A 22940-nucleotide genomic window follows, 5' to 3' on the forward strand; every position below is an offset into this window, starting at 1 on the left:
TCGGTTTCACGATGCCGGTTCGAGGGCCTCGCTGTCCATGTCCTGCGCCAGGAAGCCGCCGCTCTGGTGACGCCACAGACGTGCGTACACGCCGTCTTGCGCCAGCAGTTCGGCATGGCTGCCCTGTTCGATGATGCGGCCTTCGTCCAGGACGATGAGTCGATCCAGGGCGGCGATGGTGGACAGGCGATGGGCGATGGCGATGACGGTCTTGCCTTGCATGATCTCGTCCAGGCTTTCCTGGATGGCCGCCTCGACCTCCGAATCCAGCGCGCTGGTGGCCTCGTCCAGCAGCAGGATCGGCGCGTTCTTGAGCATCACGCGGGCAATGGCGATGCGCTGGCGCTGGCCGCCGGACAGTTTCACGCCGCGCTCGCCCACCAGGGTGTCGTAACCCCGGTGGCCCCCCGGATCTCCCAGTTGCTGGATGAATTCGTCGGCTTGGGCGCGTATCGCCGCTGTGCGGATCGCTTCGTCATCGGCGTCGGGGCGGCCGTAAGCGATGTTGTCGCGGATCGAGCGGTGCAGCAGCGAGGTGTCCTGCGTCACCATGCCGATGGCGCTGCGCAGGCTGTCCTGCGTCACGTGGGCGATGTCCTGGCCGTCGATCCGGATCCGGCCGCCGTTCACGTCGTAGAAGCGCAGCAGCAGATTGATCAGCGTGGATTTGCCGGCGCCCGAGCGCCCGACCAGACCGATTCTTTCGCCGGGACGCACATGCAGATCGAGACCGTCGAAGACCTGCCGTTCGCCGTTGTAGTTGAAGGACACCTGCTCGAAGATCACTTCGCCGCGACGGATTTCCAGGGGGCGGGCGTCCGGTGCGTCCAGCACCTTGGGAGGGTGGGTCAGGGTGGCGATGCCGTCTTGCACCGTGCCGATGTTCTCGAACAGCGAGGCCATCTGCCACATGATCCAGTGCGACATGCCGTTGACCCGCAAGGCCATGGCCGTGACTGCGGCGACTGCGCCGGTGCCGACGTGCCCGCCGTACCAGAGCCACAGCGCGTAGCCGCCCACCGCCAGGATCAGGCCCGCCACCAGCGTCTGATTGACGATTTCGAACTGGCTGACCAGTCGCATCTGGCGGTAACCCGTGTCCTGGAAGTCCTCCATCGCGGCGCGGGCGAACCAGGCTTCGCGCCGGGTGTGCGAGAACAGCTTGACGGTGGTGATGTTGGCGTAGGCGTCAGTGACGCGTCCCGTCATCGAGGAGCGGGCGTGGGCTTGCTCCTGCCCGACCTTGCCCAGACGCGGCACGAAATACGCCATGGCCAGGCCGTACAGGACGAGCCAGCCGATGAAGGGCAGCATCAGTCGCCCGTCGAAGCTGCCTGCCACCGCGATCAGGGTGACGAAATACACGCCGATGCCGAGCACGATCTCGCTGAAGGTCAGCAGCACGTCGCGCACCGCCAGGGCGGTCTGCATGACCTTGGTCGTGACCCGGCCCGCGAATTCGTTGGAGAAGAAGGCCAGGCTCTGGCGCAGCATCAGGCGGTGGAAGTTCCAGCGCAGGCGCAGCGGCAGGTTGATGGCCAGGACCTGGTGCTGCATCAGGGTGCGCAGCGTCACCAGCGCGATGCTGGCGACCAGGATGGCGGCGATTCCCCACAGCACGCGCTGGGCGTGTGCGGCGGCCTCGGCCCCGGTCCGCCAGGCCTCCAGCAGGTCCACCACCTGGCCCAGGAAGGCGAACAGCCAGGCTTCGTAGATGGAAACGCCCGCGCTCAGCAGTGCCAGCGCAGCGATGGCACGGCGCGCGCCGTGCGTACAGGCCCACAGGAAAGGGAACAGGCCCTTGGGTGGCGGAGGCGCGTCCTCGGGCGGGAATGGATCGAGCAGGCTTTCGAACCTGTGCAGCAAATGAGGCTCCGGCAGGCGGTCGATCCGTTGGCTGCCGGACCTCCCAGGGACGGTCCGGCGGCGATCAGATCAGACCGTTAATTGGCGAGCAGCACCGGCACTGTCAGGGTGGACAGCAGGGTGCTGGTGGCGCCGCCCATGATCCACTGGCGCATGCGGCTGTGGCCGTAGGCGCCCATGACGATCAGGTCGGCGTCGGTATCGGTGGCGGTGTTCAGGATGACGTTGCCGACCCCGTAGCCCTTGCTGTCCTTCAGCAAGTGTTTGGGCTTGGGATAGCCCAGGCTGACGCAGTAGTCGGCGAGGTCATTTTCGTGGATGTCGAGATCTTGAGCCCGCTTGTCGTCGCGGTCGATTTCCACGATGGTGAGCGCCTGGCTGTGCCTCAGCAGCGGCGCCGCGTCGGAGAAGGCGCGGGCGGCTTCGCGGCGCTGGTCCCAGCAGAACAGGACGCGCTGGCCGATGGTGTCGATGGTGCCGAAATTGGGCAGCAGCAGCACGGGGCGGCCGGAAGCCATGACCACGGCTTCGGGCAGATTGGGCCGCAGCGACGTCAGGCTGTCGGTCGAATCCGCCTTGCTCATGACGAGCAGGTCGCAATAGCGGGCGTGTAGGGTCAGGCCGTCTTCGGCGTCGCCGTGGGGTGTGCGCCACTGGGCCTGGACGCCCAGTGCCTGGGCCTTGTCGAGGAACTGGGCGCGGGTGGCTTCGCGGTGCTCGTCACGGCGTTTGCGCAGGGTGGTGCGGACGTCCTGAGGCAGGATGTTTTCATCCTGCTGGAGGCCCGCGACGCTGGCCGAGGGATAGACCCCGACGGCCTGCGCCCCGCGTTCTTTGGCCAGCCGCAGGCCGATGTCCATGCGGCGTTCGCAAACGGTGTCGTCGTTCAGGTGAATGGCAATACGGCCCGGCATGAGAAACCCCCTTGGTGTGTGGCGAATCCTGTCCTGCGAGTTCCCACCATCTTATCCCAAGCCCGGGCCGCGCGTGGCGCCGGCAGCCCGCGCGTAGGATGGCATTTCTTAATTCATATCAAGACTTCAGTCCGGCGTCACCCTGTCATTGAGACCAGCGTTTAGTATGTTGACTTGTCTATTTCGAATACAGGGGCAGGCGGCTGGCATGGATACTGTTTTCGCGTGGGATGGCGGTTTCGTCACTGGGCTGGATTCTGTGGACGAACAGCATCATGCTTTGATCAATTTGTTCAATGAGCTGAATGCGGCCTTGCTTTCACCCGCAGGCAGCGATGAGACCTTGCTGGCCGATATCCACGCCCGGCTGCTGTCCTACGCCGAATATCATTTCCGTGAAGAAGAAGGGATGATGAGGCGGTACCGCCTGGACGAGCGCCATATCGAGGGCCATCGCATGGCCCATCAGCAGTTCGTCGATCAGGTGCGTGGGCAGGGGAATCGCCGCGCCTACATGGGCAACGCCAAGGCGGGCACCGCGCTGATCGATTTTCTGACGTCCTGGCTGGGGCTGCACATCCTGGGCATCGACCAGAGCATGGCGCGGCAGATGGCATTGATCCGCCAGGGCCTGAGCCCCGGGGAAGCGTACGAACGCGAGCGTAATTCGCATGACCACAGCGCCCAGGTGCTCATCAAAATGGTGGGCAAGCTCTACTCCGCGCTGTCGGAACAAAATGCGCAACTGGTCGATGCCAACCTGTATCTGGAAGAGCGCGTCGCCCGGCGCACCCGCGAACTGGAAGACGCCAATGCACGCCTGAACACCCTGGCGCGTACCGATGCGCTGCTGGATATCGCCAATCGCGCGCATTTCAACGAATGGCTGGAGCAGGTCTGCGCCCTGGCGCGCCGCGCTCAGCGTCCGGTGGGGCTGGTGATGATCGATGTGGATTGCTTCAAGCGTTACAACGATCATTACGGCCACCAGCAGGGCGATGCCTGCCTGCAGGCGGTGGCGCGCGCCGTGAAGGGCTGTTTGCGTCGGGGCGCGGATCTGGTGGCGCGTTATGGGGGAGAGGAACTGGTCGTGGTGCTGCCCGACACCGACGCGCAAGGCGCTGCCTCGATGGCCCGGAAGATGGTGGAAGCCGTGCGTGTCGTCCGGATGCCGCATGCTGATTCTATGGTGGGGCCTTGGGTGACGATCAGTGCCGGCGCGTGCAGCCAGGTGCCCAATCCAGGCGAGAACGGCGCCAGCGGTTCGGCGGCGCTGATCACACACGCCGACGCCGCGCTGTACGAGGCCAAGCGCCAGGGGCGTGATCGCTGCGTGACGGCCGGGTTGAATTGAGCCTCGCGCCCGAATTCGTCTATACTTGCGCCTTCAAGGGGAGTAGCTCACTTTCCGCGGCATCGTCATGACGGCGTTTGCGCTTTACGCGCAACACCCGGTGCCCGGGCAACCCAGGGAATCCTTCGAACAGATTCCGGTTGCGAGCAAGACCTTGCCGCCTAGGGCAAGGTTCGTCTTCCCGCCATGAAAATGGCTCGATCCTCCCGGCGGTTATTCCGAAAACCAACAACCCGCAATCGGGGGATCCATGATCGAATTTCTTCAAACGCTCCATTGGGCGGCCGTTTTCCAGATCATCCTGATCGATGTTCTGCTGGGCGGCGACAACGCCGTCGTCATCGCCCTGGCCTGCCGCAATCTGCCGCGCGCCCAACGCATGCAGGGCATTCTCTGGGGGACCGCCGGGGCCATCATCCTGCGCGTGGCACTGATCGCCTTCGCCTTGACGCTGCTCGACATTCCTTTCCTGAAGATCGTCGGCGCACTGCTGCTGCTGTGGATCGGCGTCAAGCTGCTGATACCCGAGGACGGCCACCACGACAAGATCGCCGGGGGCGCATCGGTCATGGCTGCGGTCAAGACGATTCTCGTGGCGGACTTCGTCATGAGCCTGGACAACGTCATCGCCATCGCCGGCGCCGCCCAGGGAGCCCACCTCGACCACCAGATCGGCCTGGTGATCTTTGGCCTGCTGGTCAGTGTGCCCATCATCATCTGGGGCAGCACGCTGGTGCTGAAGCTGATCGACCGCTATCCCCTGGTGGTGACTTTCGGTGCCGGCCTGCTGGGCTGGATCGCGGGTGGCATGCTGGTCACCGACGTGGTGGTCACCGATCGCCTGGGGCCGCCGTCCACGGCGCTGAAACTGACCGTGGAAGTCGTCGGCGCGCTGCTGGTCGTGATCCTGGGCCGCTGGCTGGCCAGCCGCAAGATGGCCAGGATGGCCAAGGCGGCCGGCTGAACGAACGGGGCGCGGCGCTGGAATGCGGCCGCTCCCCCGGCGGCTGTCCGGTCAGGGCCGGATTTTCGGGTTTTTGCGCCGGTTGTGCCGACGATCCTCAGGACAGGGCGCGCAGCCAGGTCACCGTGGCCATACCCAGCAGCGTCATGATCAATGATCCGGCGACGTGCAGGATGATCGCGGCGGCCATCCATCCCAGACGGCCCTGTTCCAGCATCACCGCCAGTTCGGCGGAAAAGGTCGAGAAGGTCGTCAGCCCGCCGCAGAAACCCGTGATGATGAACAAGCGCATCTGGGGTGACAGGCCCGCGTGTTCGCCGAACACGGCGATGGCGATGCCGATGATGTAGCCCCCCAGCAGGTTGGCCGCCAGCGTGCCCAATGTCAGCGCAGGGAATACGCCGTTCAGGGCGTGCCCGAGCACCCAGCGCAGGATGGCGCCGAGCGATGCGCCCAGAGAGATGGCAAGCAGAGAAGAGGCTGGCATGAGGGCTCGATCTTAGCAGCGCTGCGACAGAGGGGGCAAGGTTGCGTCCGGCCGCTGCGCGTTACACTGGTCCGGTGATTTTTCTCGCATTCTTGCAGAAGGAGAGCATCATGCTCAAAGGTAAAAAAGCGGTCGTCACCGGTTCCACCAGCGGCATCGGTCTGGCCATTGCCCGTGAACTGGCGCGCCAGGGTGCCGACGTGGTCATCAACGGTTTCGGCGAGGCCGACGCCATCGAGCGTGAGCGCGCCGGTCTGGAAAAGGACTTCGGGGTCAAGGCCGTGTACCTGAATGCCGACCTGATGGACGGCCAGGCCGCGCGCGACTTCATCGCGCAATCGATCAAGGCGCTGGGCGGCATCGACATCCTGGTCAACAACGCCGGCATCCAGCACACGGCCCTGATCGAGGACTTCCCCGCCGACAAGTGGAACGCCATCATCGCCCTGAACCTGTCGGCCGTGTTCCATTGCACCGCCGCCGCGCTGCCGACGATGAAGCAGCAGAAGTTCGGCCGCGTCATCAACATCGCCTCGGCGCACGGCCTGGTGGCCTCGGTCAACAAGTCGGCCTACGTTGCCGCCAAGCATGGCGTGGTGGGCCTGACCAAGGTCACCGCACTGGAAAACGCCGGCACCGGCGTGACCTGCAACGCCATCTGCCCGGGCTGGGTGCGTACCCCCCTGGTCGAAAAGCAGATCCAGGCGATCGCGCAGCAAAAGGGCATCGACATCGAAGCCGCCGCCAAGGAACTGCTGGCCGAAAAGCAGCCGTCCCTGGAATTCGTCACGCCCGAGCAACTGGGCCAGGCGGCGGTCTTCATTGCCTCGGACGCGGCTGCGCAGATGACCGGCACCACGCTGTCCATCGACGGCGGCTGGACCGCTCGCTGATGCCGGAGGACGCTGCATGTTGATGGTCTTGTCTCCGGCCAAGAAGCTGGACTATGACACGCCGGTACGCACGACCTTGCAATCGCAGCCGGTATTTCCCGAGCAGACGCTTGGATTGATCGAGACGCTGCAGACACTGTCGGCGGGTGATCTGGCGGGCCTGATGGGCCTGTCCGATGCCCTGTCGCGCCTGAACGCCGACCGCTATGCCGCCTGGGTGGACGCGCCCGACGCCCGCCATGCGCGCCAGGCCGTCCTGGCCTTCAACGGCGACGTCTACGAGGGTCTGCGCGCGCCGGAACTGTCCGATGCGCAACTGAACTGGGCGCAGGATCATCTGGCCATCCTCAGCGGACTGTACGGCGCGCTGCGCCCGCTGGACCTGATTCAGCCCCATCGGCTGGAGATGGGTACGCGGCTGCGCACTGCCCGGGGCGCCACCCTGTACGCCTGGTGGGGGGATCGCATCGCCCGCGAACTGAACCGGCGTCTGGATGCGCTGCCCGGCGAACGCGTGTTGCTGAACCTGGCCTCGGGCGAATACTTCAAGTCCGTCGATCTCAAGGCCCTGAACGCGCGCGTGGTCGAATGTGTTTTCCAGGACGAAAAGAACGGCGTCTGGAAGGTCATCAGTTTCTACGCCAAGCGGGCGCGGGGCCTGATGGCGCGCCACGTCATCGATCATGGCATCGAAGACGTTGCCGGCCTGCGGGATTTCGCGTCGGAAGGCTATGCCTATGCGCCGCGAGAATCCACGGCCGACCGGCTGGTGTTCCGGCGTCCCGCTTAGGGATAACGCGAGTTGTCGCGCCATTCGAGATCGTGGCACGCTAGCCCTGTAATTATGAATTATTAATTTCCGGGTTCTGCGCAGGAGGCCTCGATGGCAGCCAGGATCGTCCAGAAGATTCTCTATCAGGAAGTCGCCGATCGCCTGCGCGGCATGATCCAGGCAGAGGAATTGCGGGCGGGGGAATGGATCGACGAGGTCCGCCTGACCGAATCGCTGGGCATTTCCCGCACGCCGCTGCGCGAGGCGCTGAAGGTGCTGGTGGCCGAAGGCCTGTTGCGGATCGAGCCGCGCCGGGGCTGTTTCGTCAACGAACTGTCCGGCCGCGACCTGGAAAACATCTTTCCCCTGATGGCGATGCTCGAAGGCCGCTGTGCCTTCGAGGCCGCCCGGAAGGTCACGGACGCCGACTTGCGACGGCTCGAGCCCTTGCATCACGACCTGCGTCACTACGCGGAACAGGGTTCGATCGATGAATACTACGCGGCCAACGCCCGGATTCATGTCGCCATCCAGGATCTGGCCGACAATCCCTGGCTGTCCGGCCTGATCGACAAACTGCGTCAGGTGCTCAGCCTGTCGCGCCACCGCAGCCTCAGCTATCCGGGTCGGATCGACGAATCCTGTGCCGAGCACCTGGCGATCTTCGCCGCCCTGAAAGCACGCGATCCGGAGGGCGCCGAAGCCGTGACGCGCAAGCACTTGATGCGCCAGCTCGACGCCTTGCACGCTCTGGCGCACCGGGACGAGTCGGCTGCCAGGTCATCGGCGCTGCGTGCCGCCCAGGCCGTGGAGACCCCTCATGAACATCGCTGATCCAAAGTCGGCCGCCCGGCCCGCCGAATCCTCCGGGGACCGATCCCTTGCCCTTGCCGACGCGTCGCAAGCCCCCAGGGCCGGTGGCCTGCTGGCGCGTCTGGGTCGCTGGCTGGAGCGCGACCACCTGCCTGATCCGGACGCGCTGCGCGCGCTCTACGAGGCGTCCCTGACCGATGGCGGCGCCAACCAGTTGGCACGCCAGTGGGCGGAGCGCTACCGCGCCGCCGATGCCGACGAGCGCCGTTCCCTGCTGGCCTGCCTGGTGCGTGCCGGGGTGGACATCGAGCCCCGAGGCGACCGGGGCGCACGGCTGTTTCGTCGTCTGTACGCGCAAAGCGACCGGCTGGAACTGATGGTGGAACTGCGCGCGGACATGCTGCGCTGGCGCAATCAGGTCGCCGGGCTGTCGGTGCTGGAGCAGGAACTGGCCGCCCTGCTGTCGAACTGGTTCGACGTCGGCATGCTGGAACTGCGTCATATCAACTGGGATTCACCCGCCTCGTTGCTGGAAAAATTGATCCGCTACGAAGCCGTCCATGAAATCCGTTCGTGGGACGACATGCGCCGGCGGGTGGCCGCCGACCGGCGCTGCTATGCCTTCTTCCATCCACGCATGAGCGACGTGCCGCTGATCTTCGTCGAAGTCGCCTTCGATGGGCAGATGGCTGCAGGCGTGCAGGCCCTGATCGACCCGGCGCGACCGGTCGACGGGCTGGGCAAGGCGCGTTGGGCGATCTTCTATTCGATTTCCAACACTCAGCGCGGCCTGCGCGGCATCAGCTTCGGCAATTTCCTGCTGAAGCGGGTGATCGAGGAACTGCTGGACGAACTGCCGCAGCTCAAGTCTTTCGCCACCCTGTCGCCGATCCCCGGTTTCGCCGACTGGCTGGGCCGCCAGTCCGGCGAGGACATCCAGGCGCTGCTGAAGGACAAGGCCGAACGCCTGGCCGCGGCCGAGGATGCGGCGGCCGGCGCCCACTGGCTGGAACGCCTGCGCACTGCGGCACAGGGCGAGGCGTCGGATGCCGTGCGCCGCAGCGGGCTGCGACTGGCGGCGCATTACCTGATCCAGTTGCGTGACGGCAATCCGCTGGACGCGGTGGCTCGTTTTCACCTGGGCAACGGGGCGCGCATCGAACGCCTGAACTGGGCGGCCGATGCGTCGGCCCGGGGCCTGGAGCAATCCTGCGGCATGATGGTGAATTACCTGTACGAGCCCGAACAGCTCGACGAGAACCGGGCGCGCCTGGCCGCCGGCAAGCCGCGTGTGTCCCGAGGCGTGCAATGGCTGTGAATCCTGAATCCGGCGCGGGGCGCGTGCACCTGCGCGTCGAGGGCGCGGTGGCCACCGTCATGCTCGATCATCCCGGGCGGCTGAATGCGATCACGGTGGCCATGTGGGGCGAACTGGCGCGCATCTTCGAGCGCCTGTCGGCCGACGACAGCCTGCGTTGCGTGGTGATACGCGGTGCGGGCGGGCATTTCGCCGCCGGGGCCGACATCCGCGAATTCCCCCGGGTGCGCGCCGATCAGGACAGCGTGATGGCTTATCACCGGCAGACCCTGGCCCCGGCCTTGCGGGCAGTGGTGGACTGCGTCCATCCGGTGGTCGCGGCCATCGAGGGGGTCTGCGTGGGCGGCGGGCTGGAGATCGCCAGCCGCTGCGACCTGCGCCTGGCCGCTCGGGGCGCGCGTTTCGGGGCGCCCATCAACCGTCTGGGCTTTCCCATGGCGCCTGACGAGATGCGCGGTCTGCTGGAACTGGCGGGCCGCGCCGTGACATTGGAAATCCTGCTCGAAGGGCGGGTGTTCGACGCCGACGAGGCGCTGTCCAAGGGCCTGCTGACGCGGGTCGTGGCGGCCGACACCCTGGAATCCGAACTGACGGCTACCGTGGCGCGCCTGTGCGCGGGCGCACCGCTCGCTGCGCGCCTGAACAAATGGACCGCCGCACGTCTGGCTGGCGACCCGGCGCCTCTGAGCAACGCCGAATGGCAGGCCTGTTTTGCCTACGCCGACGGCCCTGATCACCGGCAGGGCGTGCAGGCCTTTCTGCAGGGCACCGCCCCCGTTTTCACAGGAGAATGACTTGGACAACGCGAATCTCTACACCGTGCTGCGGGGCGGCTTTCCGTCCGACCTGAGCGCCGTGGCGATCGAAACCCCCGAGCGCACCTATAGCTGGGCGGACATCGACGCCATCAGCGGCCGTATGGCCGCGTTGCTGCGCTCGTTCGGCACCCCGGAGGGCGCGCGTGTCGCCGTCCAGGTCGAGAAATCCCCCGAGGCGCTGATGTTGTATCTGGCGACCGTGCGCGCCGGCCTGGTCTACCTGCCGCTGAACACGGCTTATCGCGAGGCCGAAGTCGCCTATTTTCTGGGCGATGCCGAGCCTGCGGTGGTGGTCTGCGGAGATGGCGCAAAAAGCTGGTGCGAACCCCTGGCGCGGGCCCGGGGCGCCCTGCAGGTGCTGACGCTGAACGCCGACGGCGGCGGGTCTCTGGTCGAGGCCGCGGCGACGATGGATCCGATGTTCGAGACCGCGCACAGCGCGCCCGGGGACCTGGCAGCCATCCTGTACACGTCCGGCACCACGGGGCGCAGCAAGGGCGCCATGCTGACGCACGCCAATCTGGCCGCCAACGCGCTCACCCTGCGGGACTTCTGGGGGTGGCGCGCCGATGACGTGCTGCTGCACATGCTGCCGATCTTCCACGTTCACGGCCTGTTCGTGGCATCGCACGGGGCATTGCTGGCGGGCGCGCGCATGATCTGGCTGCCGAAGCTGGACGTGGATCAGGCCCTGCATTATCTGCCGCGCTGCACCCTGATGATGGGGGTGCCCACCTACTACGTCCGCCTGTTGGCTGATCCCCGTTTCACGCGCGAGGCCTGCGCCAATATGCGGCTGTTCATCTCCGGCTCCGCGCCTTTGCTGGTGGATACCTTCCGCGAATTCCAGGCCCGTGCGGGCATGACCATCCTGGAACGCTACGGCATGAGCGAGACCGGCATGATCACATCCAACCCCTGGGAACCGGCGCGTGGCGAGCGCATTCCCGGCACCGTGGGGCCGGCGCTGCCTGGCGAGACGGTGCGGGTGGTGGACGATGCCGACCAGCCCATCGCGGTGGGTGAGCCGGGCCACGTCCAGGTGCGCGGGCCCAATGTGTTTGCCGGCTACTGGCGCATGCCGGAAAAGACCCGCGAGGAATTCACCGCCGATGGCTGGTTTCGTACCGGCGACATCGGCATGCTGGGCGGATCGGGCATCCCCGACGATTACTTGAGCATCGTGGGACGCAGCAAGGACCTGATCATCTCCGGGGGCTACAACGTCTATCCCAAGGAAATCGAACTGGTCATCGACGTCATGCCCGGCGTCCAGGAATCCGCCGTCATCGGTGTGCCGCATGCGGACTTCGGCGAGGCCGTGGTGGCTGTGGTGGTGCCGCGCGCCGGGGCGTCGGTGGACCCGGCCGCCATCCAGGCGGGTCTGAAGTCGGGGCTGGCGAACTTCAAGGTGCCGAAAAAAATTCACGTGATCGATGCGCTGCCGCGCAATGCCATGGGCAAGGTCCAGAAGAACGTGCTGCGGCAGCAGTACGCGGACCTGGAATGAAAAGGGGCGTTCGATAGGCCCCGCCGGGGCCATGGCCGAGCCCGGACCCGGGCCGGCGACCTTTATAAAAACATCAGGAGACAATCATGAAGCGACACATGCTATGCGCCATGCTGGGGCTGGCCCTGGCGGCCGGCTCGGGCACTGTTCTGGCGGAGACCACGTTGCGTGCTTCGCACCAGTTCCCGGGCGGGCAGGGCGATCCGCGCGATGAAATGGTGCAGATCATCGCCCGCGAGGTCGAGGCGGCCAATGTGGGACTGAAGATCCAGGTCTTCCCGGGCTCTTCGCTGTACAAGGCCGCGGAACAGTGGGGCGCGCTCACCCGCGGGCAACTGGACATGGCGGCCTTTCCCCTGGATTACGCCTCGGGCCGCGTGCCGCAGTTTTCCGCCACCCTGATGCCGGGCCTGGTGCGCAACTACGAGCATGCCCAGCGACTGAACCAGTCCAACTTCATGAAGGACATCAAGGCGTTGGTGGAAAAGCAGGGCGCCGTGGTGATCGCCGACGCCTGGCTGGCCGGCGGCTTTGCCTCCAAGAAAAACTGCATCACCGGACCCGACACCATCAAGGGTCAGGTCATCCGGGCGGCCGGCCCGGCCTTCGAGCAGATGCTGGCAGCGGCGGGGGCGTCGATCTCGTCCATGCCTTCGTCCGAGGTCTATTCGGCCATGCAGACGGGCGTGCTCGACGCGGCCAACACGTCCAACGACAGCTTCGTGTCCTATCGTCTGTACGAGCAGGCCAAGTGCCTGACCGCGCCGGGTGAAAACGCACTGTGGTTCATGTACGAACCGGTACTGATGTCCAAGAAGGTCTTCGACGGCCTGGAACCCAAGCAGCGCGAAGCCATCCTGGCGGCGGCGAAGAAGGCCGAGGACTACTTCACCACCGAGGCGCTCAAGGGCGAGCAGAAGATGCGTGACATCTACGCCAAGGCCGGGGTGGAGATCGTGACCATGTCGCCCGAGGACTACCAGGCCTGGATGGCGGTGGCCAAACACTCCTCCTATCGCCTGTTCGCCGAGAAGGTGAAGGGCGGCGACGAACTGCTGAGAAAGGCGCTGGCCGTCCAGTAGGCCGTCCGGCCACGTCCGGTCCGTCCGGGGGGAGCCGCCGGCTTCCCCCGTCTTGCGCGACACACAGGGAGGTCGCATGAATCGAACCTTTACGCGCTGGGTAGAAGGCCTGTCGCGCGCCTGTGGCGTGCTGTCAGCCCTGCTGCTGGTATTTTCGATGCTGGTGGTCTGCCAGATGATCCTGATGCGCTACGTATTCCGCGCCCCCACGATCTGGCAGACCGAGGCCGTGGTGTTCAGCGCCACAGCGGCCATTTTTCTGGGCGCGCCCTACGTGCTCATGACCAAGGGGCACGTCGGCGTGGATTTCATCCAGATGCTGGTGGGTGACCGGACCCGCCGCTGGATGGACCGCGTGGGAGCCTGGTTGGGGCTGGCGTTTTGTGCCCTGATGACCGTGGCCACCGGTCTGCACCTGTTCGAGGCCCTGGAAGGCGGCTGGACGACGCCCAGCGTGGCCGCCGTGCCGCTGTGGATGCCGCTGGCGCCGGTCGTGTTCGGCTTTGCCCTGTTAAGCCTGCAGTACGTCGTCGAACTCATGAAACTGTCAGGAGAGCCGTCATGACGCCCATGCTCGCGGGGATCTGCATCGTCCTGGGCCTGTGCCTGATGCTGGCGACCGGCATGCCCATCGCCTTCGCCCTGGGGCTGGCCGCCGTGGTCGGCCTGTTCCTGGACATGGGGCCGGACGTGATCTATGTGCTGGCCGAGACTATGTTCGCCGGCATTGCCAACCTGGGCTATGTCGCCATCCCCATGTTCGTGCTGATGGGGGCCATCGTGGCCGGTACGCCGGCCGGCGGCGACCTGTACAAGGCCCTGGACCGCTGGCTGCACAAGGTGCCTGGCGGGCTGGTGTTGTCGAACATCGGCGCCTGCGCGATCTTTTCCGGCATGACCGGGTCCAGCCCGGCCACCTGCGCCGCCATCGGCAAGATGGGCATTCCGGAAATGCTCGGGCGGGGCTATCCGGCCTCGGTGGCCACCGGCTCGATCGCAGCGGGTGGCACGCTGGGCATCCTGATCCCGCCCTCGGTCACCATGATCGTCTACGGTATTTCGACCCAGACCTCGATCGGACGGCTTTTCCTGGCCGGCGTGCTGCCCGGGATCCTGCTGACGGCCATGTTCATGGCCTGGGCCCTGTACGACGCCCGTCGCAAGGGCTTTCGCTTCGGTGGCGGGACCCTGAGCTACTCCTGGCGTGACAAACTGGCTGCGCTGCCCAAGGTCTTGCCTTTGCTGCTGATCATCCTGGGCATGCTGTTCGTGCTGTATGGCGGGGTGGCGACCCCGTCCGAGGCCGCCGGGGCCGGTGCGTTGCTGACGCTGGTGGTGGTCGTCCTGATCTACCGCCTGTTCCGCATGAAGACTTACGTCGACGTGTTCAGCTCGGCGATGCGCGAAAGCGTCATGATCATGATGATCATGGCCTCGGCCGAACTGTTCGCCTTTGCCCTGTCGTCGCTGTTCATCACTCAGTCGCTGGCGGCGGCGATCGCGGCAATGGAGATCAACCGCTGGCTGTTGATGGGGCTGATCAACGTTTTTCTGCTGGTGGCGGGGATGTTTCTGCCGCCGGTGGCGATCATCGTCATGGCCGCGCCGCTGCTGCTGCCCATCATCACCCAGGCGGGTTTCGATCCCTATTGGTTTGCCGTGGTGCTGACGATCAATATGGAAATCGGCCTGATCACGCCGCCCGTGGGGCTGAATCTGTTCGTTCTGAATGCGATCGCGCCCGACGTGCCCACCCAGGAAATCCTCCGGGGGGCACTGCCCTACGTGCTGGTCATGATGGCCGCCATCGTGTTGCTGTGCATGTTCCCGGGTATCGTCACCTGGTTGCCCGATCTGGTCATGGGCGCGGCGATCACGTAGACCTGGCGCGCCGTCCGGGGCGACCCTCAGCCGGCCGCCGCTGCCCGGATCTGCGCCGCCGTCCCGGCCGGTGGCGCTTCCAGCGCCTTCATTTCATCCTCGATGCGCTGCGCGGCCTTGATCATCTGGCGCAAGGGGTAGGCGAGGGTGGCATAGTCGCCCTCGGTCTCGATGACCTTGGGGGGGGCGGCTGCCCGGCCCGCCAGCGCGTCCTGAGTGGCCGCCAGCGCTTGCCGGATGCCTTCGGGCTCGTCATCGAGCAAGGCCAGGTGCGGGATGACGGCGGCGACCTGCGAGGCCAGCGTATGGTTCTGGATCAGCAGGCGGTTCAGCTCGGGCACGTGGCGCTGGCGGCTGACGGGCTCGTCCATCATGCGGTAGAACGCGGCAGCGAAGTTGCTGAAGGCAATGTGCACGTGCTTGCGGGCCAGCCGCCAGCGCACGTCGGCTTCGCCGGGGTCAGGAGCATCGCGTGCGTCTGCCGTCCGCGCAGCACGCGCGGCGTGGACGAGATCCAGGCCGGCTTGGAGGAAGGCTTCGTTGGCGGCGCGCAGTGCGCGGGCCAATTCGTCCAGGGTGTTGCGTTCCCAGGACGGCAGGATGTAGCTGCAGGTCAGTGCCAGGATGCTGCCGATCACGGTGTCCACCAGGCGTTCGCCCACAACCGCGTTGGAACCTGGCGCCAGAAAATGGAAGATCAGCAGCACGAACAGGGTGTTGAACACCGCCGACAGGGTGTAGTTCACCTGGACCAGGCTGTAGCCCAGGACACTGCAGGCCACCAGGATCAACAGGAAGATGTAGGGGTTGTGCACGATGCTGAACAGCAGCAGCGACAGGCCGCAGCCAATCAGCGTTCCCATCAGGCGCCAGCCGTTGCGCTGGCGGGTCAGCGCGAAGCCTGGCTTCATGATGATCAGCACCGTCAGGACGATCCAGTAGCCGTGGCCCGCCATGCCCGGATCGATCGTGCTGACCAGCGGGGTGTGGGCCAGCAACGCGCCCACCAGCATGGCCAGCAGCGCTGCGACCGCCACGCGCAGCGCATAGCGGCAGTGCGCGGACTGGCGGTTCAGGTTGCGTGTCAGCAGGCCCGCACGCCATTTCTGTCGCGTCAGAAAGCGGTTCAAGGACTGGTTTGCGCGCAGTGGATTGGTCTGCGGCGGGAACGGGTTCACGGAATGGTCCGCCATCCGGTCGACCTGGTGGGTCATGTTGCGCAGCCGGCGCAGCACCTGGACCAGCAGGGCGTAGAGCTCGGGGTCTGAATGTGGCATGCCGCCTTCGCGCAGTTGCTGCAGCTCGAATTCCAGGGCGCGCAGTTCGGCCTTGACGCTGTTGCGCACCCGGTGGCGGCGGTTGCGCGCCACGTTCAGGGCCAGACCGTCCACGTTGGCGGCGAGTTTGATCATGGCGTCGCGCACGAACAGCAGAATGTCGCTGTCGGGCAGCGCCCGTCGCAGCGTGGCATAGTCCGTGTGGGTCGCCACCATGCTGTCCAGCAGATTGATCATGTCCACGAACAGGTTCAGCAGCCCCTGGCGCAGGCGGTCGGCGTGCGAGGCCGTGCCGCGCGGCTGTTCGCGCAGCACCATGTCGCGGGCGGCCTGGTGGGCCTCGGTCATGAGGGCCTGGCGGCGGATCAGGTGGCGGTAGCTGTCGTCCAGATCCAGGTGGATGTCGTAGAGGCGCGCCCGCGCGGCGATGTAGTCGGCCGTGGCGAACAGCGCCACGGACAGGGCCTGCTGTTCCTCGCGGTGCCACAGCAGCCGGTGGGCGGCGGCGCTGTAGAGCAGGTAGAAGGCCCCGCCCAGAAACGAAGTCAGCGTGTGTTGCAGCACGTCGGCCAGCGTCAGCGGCGTGCGCAGGGTCAGGGTCATGATCAGCAGGCAGGCAAAGCCCAGCAGGCCGCCGTGCTTGCCGTAGACCGTCAGCATTGAAAAGCCGAAGCACAGTGCGGGCACGAGCAGCCAGATGGCCAGGAGGTGGCTGGAGGCCAGGCCGGTCAGGGCCGTGGTGGCCGAACCCAGGCACAGGGCGGCGAACATGCCGTTGATGCCGTAGCGCCGGGGGCCGCCGGGCTGGTCCAGGATGGCTACGCAGGCGGCACCGACCGCCGCCACGAAGCCGGCGGCGTGCCAGCCGAAGAAGCCCGACAGCACCAGCGCCGGCAACAGCACGCCTGTGGCCTGGCGCAGCCCGCCGAAGAAATAGTGGCTGTAGAAAAAGCGCTGCAACTGCGACGTGGGCAGAATCATGCGGCCAGCATCCGGAGTGGTTGGCGAGGGCGATGGCGCCAGTATAGGGAATCTCGGGGTGAGTCCGCTCGGGATGGGGCCGCTTGCGGCCAATGTTGCAACGCGGTAAATTAGGCGCTTCGGTCGGCCCTATCGCGGTCGCCCGGCGTGGCGAGCACTCCCGGGTCACACACCCGGTTTTTTTCGTCTTCCGTTTTTTATGTCCCAGGATGTGTCACAAGCGCGGTCCGGGGCGTCCATTTCCCACCACATTGCGCCTGAGTGCGCGAGTGTCTGGTGCCAAGGGGTACAGACTGGTCCCGCAATGTGTCCGGGCAAAGCGATTCCGTGAATCGCCCAGCGTCGGATCATGTGGCGGATCGCCGGGACTGGCCCGGGCTGCCGACAGGCCGCTTGGTGTCCGACACAGGTCAAGAAAGGAATCATCATGGAACTCAATGGCGCCGACATCGTCGTGCGTTGTCTGATCGAGGAAGGCGTAGACCACGTGTTTGGCTACCCCGGCGGTGCCGTCCTCTACATCTACGACGCGATCTACAAGCAAGACACATTCCAGCACGTGCTCGTGCGGCACGAACAGGCGGCCGTCCACGCGGCTGATGCCTACTCCCGATCCTCCCACAAGACCGGCGTCTGCCTGGTGACCAGCGGTCCGGGCGTGACCAATGCCGTCACGGGCATCGCCACGGCCTACATGGACTCGATCCCGATGGTGATCATCAGCGGTCAGGTCCCCACGCACGCCATCGGCCAGGACGCTTTCCAGGAATGCGACACGGTCGGCATCACCCGGCCCTGCGTCAAGCACAACTTCCTGGTGCGTGATGTCAAGGATCTGGCTGAAACCATGCGCCGCGCCTTCTACATCGCGCGCTCCGGCCGTCCCGGCCCGGTACTGGTGGACGTCCCCAAGGACGTCTCCGTGGCCATGTGCAAGTACACGCCGGCGCGCGGCCCGGTCCAGATGCGCTCCTACGCGCCGGTGACCAAGGGCCATCAGGGGCAGATCAAGAAAGCCGTGCAGATGCTGCTGGCCGCCGAGCGTCCCATGATCTACGCCGGTGGCGGGGTCGTGCTGGCCGACGCCGCCGACGAACTGCGCAAGCTGGTCCGGCTGACCGGCGCCCCCTGCACCACGACCCTGATGGGCCTGGGCGCCTATCCGGGCACGGATGAGCGCTTTGTCGGCATGCCCGGCATGCACGGCACCTACGAAGCCAACATGGCGATGCAGAACTGCGACGTGCTGATCGGTATCGGCGCGCGCTTCGACGATCGCGTCATCGGCAATCCCAAGCATTTCGCCCAGGTGCCGCGCAAGATCGTGCACGTGGACGTCGATCCGTCCTCGATCTCCAAGCGGGTGCGGGTCGACGTGCCTATCGTGGGCGACGTCAAGGACGTCCTGCAGGACCTGATCGGCCTGTACGCCCAGTCGATGGCAGAGCAGGGCTTGAGCGAACAGCGCCTGGACGCCTGGTGGAAGCAGATCGACACCTGGCGCGGCCGCAAATGCCTGGACTACGAAAACTCCGACACGGTCATCAAGCCGCAGTTCGTGGTGCAGAAGCTGTGGGAAGTCACGGGCGGCCAGGCCATCGTCACGTCAGACGTGGGCCAGCACCAGATGTGGGCGGCCCAGTACTATCCCTTCCCGGAGCCGCGCCGCTGGATCAATTCCGGCGGCCTGGGCACCATGGGCGTGGGCCTGCCCTACGCCATGGGGGTGCAGATGGCCAATCCGGACCGCGACGTCGCCGTCATCACCGGCGAGGGCTCGATCCAGATGAACATCCAGGAATTGTCCACCTGCAAGCAGTATCACCTGACGCCCAAGGTCCTGTGCCTGAACAACCGCTACCTGGGCATGGTGCGCCAGTGGCAGCAGATCGAATACGGTTCGCGCTATTCCGAATCCTACGTCGACGCCCTGCCGGATTTCGTCAAGCTGGTCGAGAGCTATGGCCATGTCGGCATGCGCATCGACAAGCCGGCCGACGTCGAGCCCGCCCTGCGCGAGGCATTCACGAAATACAAGGACCGTCTGGTGTTCATGGATTTCATCACTGATCAGACCGAAAACGTCTGGCCCATGGTGAAGGCAGGCCGCGGCCTGACCGAGATGCTGCTGGGTTCCGAGGATCTGTGAGGGGATAAGACCATGAAACACGTGATTTCCATTTTGCTGGAAAACGAACCCGGCGCCCTGTCGCGCGTGGTGGGGCTGTTTTCGGCGCGCGGCTACAACATCGAAACCTTGACCGTTGCGCCCACCGAAGACGCCACGCTGTCGCGCATGACCATCGTCACGGTCGGTTCCGACGAGATCATCGAACAGATCACCAAGCACCTGAACCGTCTGGTGGACGTGGTCAAGGTCGTCGATCTGTCCGAAGGCCCCCACGTCGAACGCGAACTGATGCTGATCAAGGTCCGCGCGGTCGGCAAGGAACGCGAGGAAATGAAGCGCATGGCGGAAATCTTTCGCGGGCGCATCATCGACGTCACCGACAAGACCTACACCATCGAACTGACCGGGGTGCAGGACAAGATCGCCGCCTTCATCGGGGCACTGGACCGCAGCGCCATCCTGGAAACGGTCCGCACCGGCGTCTCCGGCGTGGGGCGCGGCGAACGCGTACTGAAGCTTTAAATCTTCCCGCGGGCGTCCTGCTGTACGGACGCCCGATCGTACCCAACCTCTCTCTTCAGAATAAAGAATCGGAGTATCCAACATGAAAGTTTTCTACGATAAAGACTGCGACCTGTCCCTGATCAAGGGCAAGACCGTCGCCATCATCGGTTATGGTTCCCAGGGCCACGCGCACGCGCAGAACCTGCATGATTCCGGCGTCAAGGTCGTCGTCGGCCTGCGCAAGGACGGCGCCTCCTGGAAGAAGGCCGAGAACGCCGGCCTGACCGTCCAGGAAGTCGCCCAGGCCGTCAAGAGCGCCGATCTGGTCATGATGCTGCTGCCCGACGAGAACATCGCCCAGGTCTACCGCAGCGAAGTCGCCGCCAACCTGAAGGCGGGCGCCGCGCTGGCCTTCGCCCACGGCTTCAACGTGCACTACGGCCAGGTCGTGCCGCGCGCCGACGTGGACGTCATCATGATCGCCCCCAAGGCCCCGGGCCACACCGTGCGCAACACGTACCGCCAGGGCGGCGGCGTGCCCCACCTGGTGGCCGTGCACCAGGACGTCTCGGGCAAGGCCCGCGACCTGGCCCTGTCCTATGCCATGGCCAACGGCGGCGGCCGTGCCGGCATCATCGAGACCAACTTCCGCGAAGAGACCGAAACCGACCTGTTCGGCGAACAGGCCGTGCTGTGCGGCGGTACCGTCGAACTGATCAAGGCTGGTTTTGAAACCCTGGTCGACGCGGGCTACGCGCCGGAAATGGCCTACTTCGAGTGCCTGCACGAACTGAAGCTGATCGTGGACCTGATCTACGAAGGCGGCATCGCCAACATGAACTACTCGATCTCCAATAACGCGGAATACGGCGAATACGTCACTGGCCCGCGCGTGGTGACCGACGAAACCCGTGCCGCGATGCGCCAGTGCCTGGCCGACATCCAGTCCGGCGTCTACGCCAAGAACTTCATCCTGGAAAATGCCGCCGGCGCTCCGGAACTGACCTCGCGCCGCCGCCTGAACGCGGAATCGCAGATCGAACAGGTCGGCTCCAAGCTGCGCGCCATGATGCCCTGGATCGCCGCCAACAAGCTGGTGGACCAGACCAAGAACTGATCCGCGCCTTGAAGTGGACAGCCGGAAATCCCGATGGGATGCCGGCTGTTTTTTTGTCGCCGGGCCGCCCCAAGACAAAACGCGCCCCTCGGGGGATAAGCCCGGACACGGGACAGTCCCAGTGGACTGTTTCGTGCCTGGCGCATCCAAGCGGCTTGCAAGCCGCGCGGTGGATGCAAGCAGGTGTAAGCCTGTGCAGCGTGGGGGGGGCTTTTTTTGGGTTATCCTTGCGCCTATCATGAAAATCCCACCTTATCCCCACCCCCTGATCGCCCGCGAAGGCTGGCCCATCCTGGCCGGTGCGCTGGTTGTTTCCCTGCTGGTGGCCTGGTGGTCGCCGTGGGCCTCCATCCCGTTCTGGGTGTTCACGCTGTTCGCCCTGCAGTTCTTCCGTGACCCCGCGCGCGAGGCGCCGGAAGGCGACGGCCTGGTGCTGTGTCCGGCCGACGGCCGCATCGTCTGCGTCGAGGACGCGGCCGACCCCTATGCGGGCGGGCGTCCGTCGCTGAAGATCAGCGTCTTCATGAACGTCTTCAACGTGCACTCGAACCGCGCTCCCGTGGACGGCGAGGTGCAGTCGATCGAATACTTCCCCGGCAAGTTCTTCAACGCGGCGCTGGACAAGGCCTCGCTGGAAAACGAGCGCAACGCCATGGTGCTGCGCACGGCAGACGGGCAGACGGTCACGGCCGTCCAGGTCGCCGGATTGGTGGCCAAGCGCATCCTGTGCCACGCCCAGGCCGGACAGGCCCTGTACGCGGGGCAGCGCTACGGCTTCATCCGCTTCGGATCGCGGGTGGACGTATACTTGCCCGTAGGGACACGTCCCAGGGTCGCCCTGGGCGACAAGGTCAAGGCCACCCGCACGGTCCTGGCCGAACTGCCTGTCGCGTCGCCTCGCGATGATGCTTCCGCAGCCTGATCCGCACTTGATGCAACGCACTAGATCCAATACGCCTGATGCCTGACGAACCGCAGCGCCGTCGCAGCATTTATCTGCTGCCCAACGCTTTCACCACCGCCAATCTGTTCGCCGGTTTCTACGCCGTCGTGCAGTCCATGAACCAGCACTTCGAAGTGGCGGCCATTGCCATCTTCCTGGCGATGGTGTTCGACAGCATGGACGGGCGCGTGGCCCGGCTGACCAATACCCAGTCCGCCTTCGGCGAGCAGTACGACTCTCTGGCCGACATGATCTCCTTCGGCATGGCGCCCGCGCTGGTGATGTACGAATGGTCGCTGCAGGATCTGGGACGCTGGGGCTGGCTGGCCGCCTTCGTCTATGTGGTGGGGGCCGCTCTGCGCCTGGCGCGTTTCAATGCCAATATCGGCAAGGTCGACAAGCAATACTTCCAGGGTCTGCCCAGCCCGGCGGCGGCCGCCCTGATCGCCGGTTTCGTCTGGCTGTCGGTGGACAACAAACTGTCCCTGTCCGATGGCATCATCGCCTGGGTCGCCTTCGGAACGACGATTTACGCCGGCGTGGCCATGGTGTCCAACGCACCGTTTTTCAGCGGCAAATCCTTTGCGCTGGGCCGCAGTGTGCCGTTCTGGGTCATGCTGGTGGTGGTGGCGGCTTTCGTCTTCGTGTCCAGCGATCCGCCGGTGGTGCTGTTCATGCTGTTCGTGGTCTACAGCCTGTCGGGTTGGGTGCTGTGGGTCTGGCGCGTGCGCCGGGCGCGCCGCCTGGGGCAGCGCATGCGGGGCGCCGACAGCGATGACGATGCCGGAGAAGGACAGCCCTGATCGGGGCGCGGTCGCGCATTGTCGGCCGTAATCCGCTATAATCTTTCCGCGCCACGTTTTGCGTGGCGTTTTCATTTCATCTCACGGCAGCGCGCCTCGGTGCTGCCGCTTGTCCACTGAGGAATAAAAATGTCTGTTGCAGATATCGTCAAATCCGACATCGTCGCGCAATTCCAGCGCGCCGCCAGCGACACCGGTTCTCCTGAAGTCCAGGTCGCCCTGCTTACGGCCCGCATCAATGAACTGACCGGCCACTTCAAGACCCACAAGAAAGACCACCACTCGCGTCGCGGCCTGCTGCGCATGGTCAGCCGCCGCCGCAAGCTGCTGGACTACCTGAAGGGCCGTAACCCCGATTCGTACCGCGCGCTGATCGAAAAACTCGGCCTGCGCAAGTAATGCCCGGGGGCTTTGCTCCCTCTGCACGAGCCGTGTACGCTGCATCGTTTCAGGCAGCGTGCGCGGCTTTTTGTCATGGGTCGCCGCAATCGGCCCCGCCTCTGGTGGGCGGG

The 22940-nt window shown here is 65.4% G+C and carries 21 protein-coding genes; 17 read left to right on the plus strand and 4 right to left on the minus strand.

The window, feature by feature from the left end:
• Window positions 1–6: 6 nt before the first annotated feature.
• Window positions 7–1866, minus strand: coding sequence for an ABC transporter ATP-binding protein (locus WA983_RS06980; protein ID WP_424250682.1), 1860 nt, complete (start codon window positions 1864–1866; stop codon window positions 7–9).
• A gap of 77 nt (window positions 1867–1943) precedes the next feature.
• Window positions 1944–2780, minus strand: coding sequence for a universal stress protein (locus WA983_RS06985; RefSeq protein WP_424250684.1), 837 nt, complete (start codon window positions 2778–2780; stop codon window positions 1944–1946).
• Between the two features lie 208 nt (window positions 2781–2988).
• Between WA983_RS06985 and WA983_RS06990 the strand changes: the two genes are divergently transcribed.
• Together WA983_RS06990 and WA983_RS06995 are read left to right on the plus strand one after the other, a co-directional pair.
• Window positions 2989–4134: a diguanylate cyclase domain-containing protein gene (locus WA983_RS06990; RefSeq protein WP_424250686.1), complete on the plus strand. Its 1146-nt coding sequence runs from the start codon at window positions 2989–2991 to the stop codon at window positions 4132–4134.
• Window positions 4135–4384: 250 nt separating this feature from the next.
• Window positions 4385–5098 (plus strand): TerC family protein, encoded by a 714-nt coding sequence (locus WA983_RS06995; protein WP_424250688.1) that lies wholly within the window; start codon window positions 4385–4387, stop codon window positions 5096–5098.
• 97 nt (window positions 5099–5195) lie between these two features.
• Here WA983_RS06995 and crcB read toward each other — a convergent pair whose 3' ends face one another.
• Entirely contained in the window at window positions 5196–5585 is a 390-nt protein-coding gene (gene crcB / locus WA983_RS07000) for a fluoride efflux transporter CrcB (protein ID WP_424250690.1), read from the minus strand.
• A gap of 110 nt (window positions 5586–5695) precedes the next feature.
• Between crcB and WA983_RS07005 the strand changes: the two genes are divergently transcribed.
• From WA983_RS07005 to WA983_RS07045, 9 genes are all read left to right on the plus strand, one after another.
• Window positions 5696–6478: a 3-hydroxybutyrate dehydrogenase gene (locus tag WA983_RS07005; RefSeq protein WP_424250692.1), complete on the plus strand. Its 783-nt coding sequence runs from the start codon at window positions 5696–5698 to the stop codon at window positions 6476–6478.
• A gap of 16 nt (window positions 6479–6494) precedes the next feature.
• Entirely contained in the window at window positions 6495–7268 is a 774-nt protein-coding gene (yaaA, locus tag WA983_RS07010; protein WP_424311795.1) for a peroxide stress protein YaaA, read from the plus strand.
• Between the two features lie 93 nt (window positions 7269–7361).
• Window positions 7362–8084, plus strand: a complete 723-nt coding sequence (locus WA983_RS07015) for a GntR family transcriptional regulator (protein WP_424250695.1) — start codon at window positions 7362–7364, stop codon at window positions 8082–8084.
• Window positions 8071–9381 (plus strand): malonyl-CoA decarboxylase domain-containing protein, encoded by a 1311-nt coding sequence (locus tag WA983_RS07020; protein WP_424311796.1) that lies wholly within the window; start codon window positions 8071–8073, stop codon window positions 9379–9381. The genes WA983_RS07015 and WA983_RS07020 overlap by 14 nt, the downstream gene beginning before the upstream one ends.
• Window positions 9372–10175 (plus strand): enoyl-CoA hydratase/isomerase family protein, encoded by an 804-nt coding sequence (locus WA983_RS07025; RefSeq protein WP_424249193.1) that lies wholly within the window; start codon window positions 9372–9374, stop codon window positions 10173–10175. Before WA983_RS07020 ends, WA983_RS07025 begins: the two co-directional genes overlap by 10 nt.
• Window position 10176: 1 nt before the next feature.
• The gene (locus tag WA983_RS07030) at window positions 10177–11709 is read left to right on the plus strand and encodes a malonate--CoA ligase (RefSeq protein WP_424249192.1); all 1533 of its coding nucleotides are present in this window, start codon (window positions 10177–10179) and stop codon (window positions 11707–11709) included.
• An 86-nt stretch (window positions 11710–11795) separates the two neighbouring features.
• Window positions 11796–12791, plus strand: a complete 996-nt coding sequence (gene dctP / locus WA983_RS07035; RefSeq protein ID WP_424249190.1) for a TRAP transporter substrate-binding protein DctP — start codon at window positions 11796–11798, stop codon at window positions 12789–12791.
• Window positions 12792–12867: 76 nt separating this feature from the next.
• The gene (locus WA983_RS07040; RefSeq protein WP_424249188.1) at window positions 12868–13356 is read left to right on the plus strand and encodes a TRAP transporter small permease subunit; all 489 of its coding nucleotides are present in this window, start codon (window positions 12868–12870) and stop codon (window positions 13354–13356) included.
• Window positions 13353–14672, plus strand: coding sequence for a TRAP transporter large permease (locus WA983_RS07045; protein ID WP_424249186.1), 1320 nt, complete (start codon window positions 13353–13355; stop codon window positions 14670–14672). Before WA983_RS07040 ends, WA983_RS07045 begins: the two co-directional genes overlap by 4 nt.
• Before the next feature lie 26 nt (window positions 14673–14698).
• Here the strand turns inward: WA983_RS07045 and WA983_RS07050 are convergent, their stop codons facing one another.
• On the minus strand, window positions 14699–16930 hold the full coding sequence (locus tag WA983_RS07050; protein WP_424311797.1) for an FUSC family membrane protein: 2232 nt from the start codon (window positions 16928–16930) through the stop codon (window positions 14699–14701).
• 427 nt (window positions 16931–17357) lie between these two features.
• On the opposite strand from WA983_RS07050, the gene WA983_RS07055 reads away from it, so the two are divergent.
• The 6 genes from WA983_RS07055 (at window position 17358) to rpsO (ending at window position 22827) form a co-directional block, all read left to right on the plus strand.
• Window positions 17358–19079, plus strand: a complete 1722-nt coding sequence (locus tag WA983_RS07055; RefSeq protein ID WP_424311798.1) for an acetolactate synthase 3 catalytic subunit — start codon at window positions 17358–17360, stop codon at window positions 19077–19079.
• A gap of 12 nt (window positions 19080–19091) precedes the next feature.
• On the plus strand, window positions 19092–19583 hold the full coding sequence (ilvN, locus tag WA983_RS07060; protein WP_043683853.1) for an acetolactate synthase small subunit: 492 nt from the start codon (window positions 19092–19094) through the stop codon (window positions 19581–19583).
• An 82-nt stretch (window positions 19584–19665) separates the two neighbouring features.
• Window positions 19666–20682, plus strand: a complete 1017-nt coding sequence (gene ilvC / locus WA983_RS07065) for a ketol-acid reductoisomerase (RefSeq protein ID WP_424249653.1) — start codon at window positions 19666–19668, stop codon at window positions 20680–20682.
• Between the two features lie 238 nt (window positions 20683–20920).
• Window positions 20921–21604 carry a phosphatidylserine decarboxylase gene (locus WA983_RS07070; RefSeq protein WP_424311799.1) on the plus strand — a complete coding sequence of 228 codons (684 nt, stop codon included), beginning with the start codon at window positions 20921–20923 and terminating at the stop codon, window positions 21602–21604.
• A 38-nt stretch (window positions 21605–21642) separates the two neighbouring features.
• Window positions 21643–22428: a CDP-diacylglycerol--serine O-phosphatidyltransferase gene (gene pssA / locus WA983_RS07075; RefSeq protein ID WP_424249649.1), complete on the plus strand. Its 786-nt coding sequence runs from the start codon at window positions 21643–21645 to the stop codon at window positions 22426–22428.
• Between the two features lie 129 nt (window positions 22429–22557).
• Window positions 22558–22827 (plus strand): 30S ribosomal protein S15, encoded by a 270-nt coding sequence (gene rpsO / locus WA983_RS07080; protein WP_043683847.1) that lies wholly within the window; start codon window positions 22558–22560, stop codon window positions 22825–22827.
• Window positions 22828–22940 lie beyond the last annotated feature (113 nt).

The organism is Castellaniella sp. (assembly GCF_049650445.1).
Lineage (GTDB): Bacteria > Pseudomonadota > Gammaproteobacteria > Burkholderiales > Burkholderiaceae_B > Castellaniella.

Excerpts from the sequence above, each read along its gene's own strand:
- rpsO (WP_043683847.1), top strand. The coding sequence starts at position 22,558 with ATGTCTGTTGCAGATATCGTCAAATCCGACATCGTCGCGCAATTCCAG.
- WA983_RS07025 (WP_424249193.1), top strand. The coding sequence starts at position 9,372 with ATGGCTGTGAATCCTGAATCCGGCGCGGGGCGCGTGCACCTGCGCGTC.
- WA983_RS06995 (WP_424250688.1), top strand. The coding sequence starts at position 4,385 with ATGATCGAATTTCTTCAAACGCTCCATTGGGCGGCCGTTTTCCAGATC.
- WA983_RS07050 (WP_424311797.1), bottom strand. The coding sequence starts at position 16,930 with ATGATTCTGCCCACGTCGCAGTTGCAGCGCTTTTTCTACAGCCACTAT.
- dctP (WP_424249190.1), top strand. The coding sequence starts at position 11,796 with ATGAAGCGACACATGCTATGCGCCATGCTGGGGCTGGCCCTGGCGGCC.
- WA983_RS07015 (WP_424250695.1), top strand. The coding sequence starts at position 7,362 with ATGGCAGCCAGGATCGTCCAGAAGATTCTCTATCAGGAAGTCGCCGAT.
- yaaA (WP_424311795.1), top strand. The coding sequence starts at position 6,495 with ATGTTGATGGTCTTGTCTCCGGCCAAGAAGCTGGACTATGACACGCCG.
- WA983_RS06985 (WP_424250684.1), bottom strand. The coding sequence starts at position 2,780 with ATGCCGGGCCGTATTGCCATTCACCTGAACGACGACACCGTTTGCGAA.
- WA983_RS07070 (WP_424311799.1), top strand. The coding sequence starts at position 20,921 with ATGAAAATCCCACCTTATCCCCACCCCCTGATCGCCCGCGAAGGCTGG.
- WA983_RS07045 (WP_424249186.1), top strand. The coding sequence starts at position 13,353 with ATGACGCCCATGCTCGCGGGGATCTGCATCGTCCTGGGCCTGTGCCTG.
- ilvN (WP_043683853.1), top strand. The coding sequence starts at position 19,092 with ATGAAACACGTGATTTCCATTTTGCTGGAAAACGAACCCGGCGCCCTG.
- WA983_RS07005 (WP_424250692.1), top strand. The coding sequence starts at position 5,696 with ATGCTCAAAGGTAAAAAAGCGGTCGTCACCGGTTCCACCAGCGGCATC.
- ilvC (WP_424249653.1), top strand. The coding sequence starts at position 19,666 with ATGAAAGTTTTCTACGATAAAGACTGCGACCTGTCCCTGATCAAGGGC.
- WA983_RS07040 (WP_424249188.1), top strand. The coding sequence starts at position 12,868 with ATGAATCGAACCTTTACGCGCTGGGTAGAAGGCCTGTCGCGCGCCTGT.
- WA983_RS07055 (WP_424311798.1), top strand. The coding sequence starts at position 17,358 with ATGGAACTCAATGGCGCCGACATCGTCGTGCGTTGTCTGATCGAGGAA.
- WA983_RS06990 (WP_424250686.1), top strand. The coding sequence starts at position 2,989 with ATGGATACTGTTTTCGCGTGGGATGGCGGTTTCGTCACTGGGCTGGAT.
- crcB (WP_424250690.1), bottom strand. The coding sequence starts at position 5,585 with ATGCCAGCCTCTTCTCTGCTTGCCATCTCTCTGGGCGCATCGCTCGGC.
- WA983_RS07020 (WP_424311796.1), top strand. The coding sequence starts at position 8,071 with ATGAACATCGCTGATCCAAAGTCGGCCGCCCGGCCCGCCGAATCCTCC.
- pssA (WP_424249649.1), top strand. The coding sequence starts at position 21,643 with ATGCCTGACGAACCGCAGCGCCGTCGCAGCATTTATCTGCTGCCCAAC.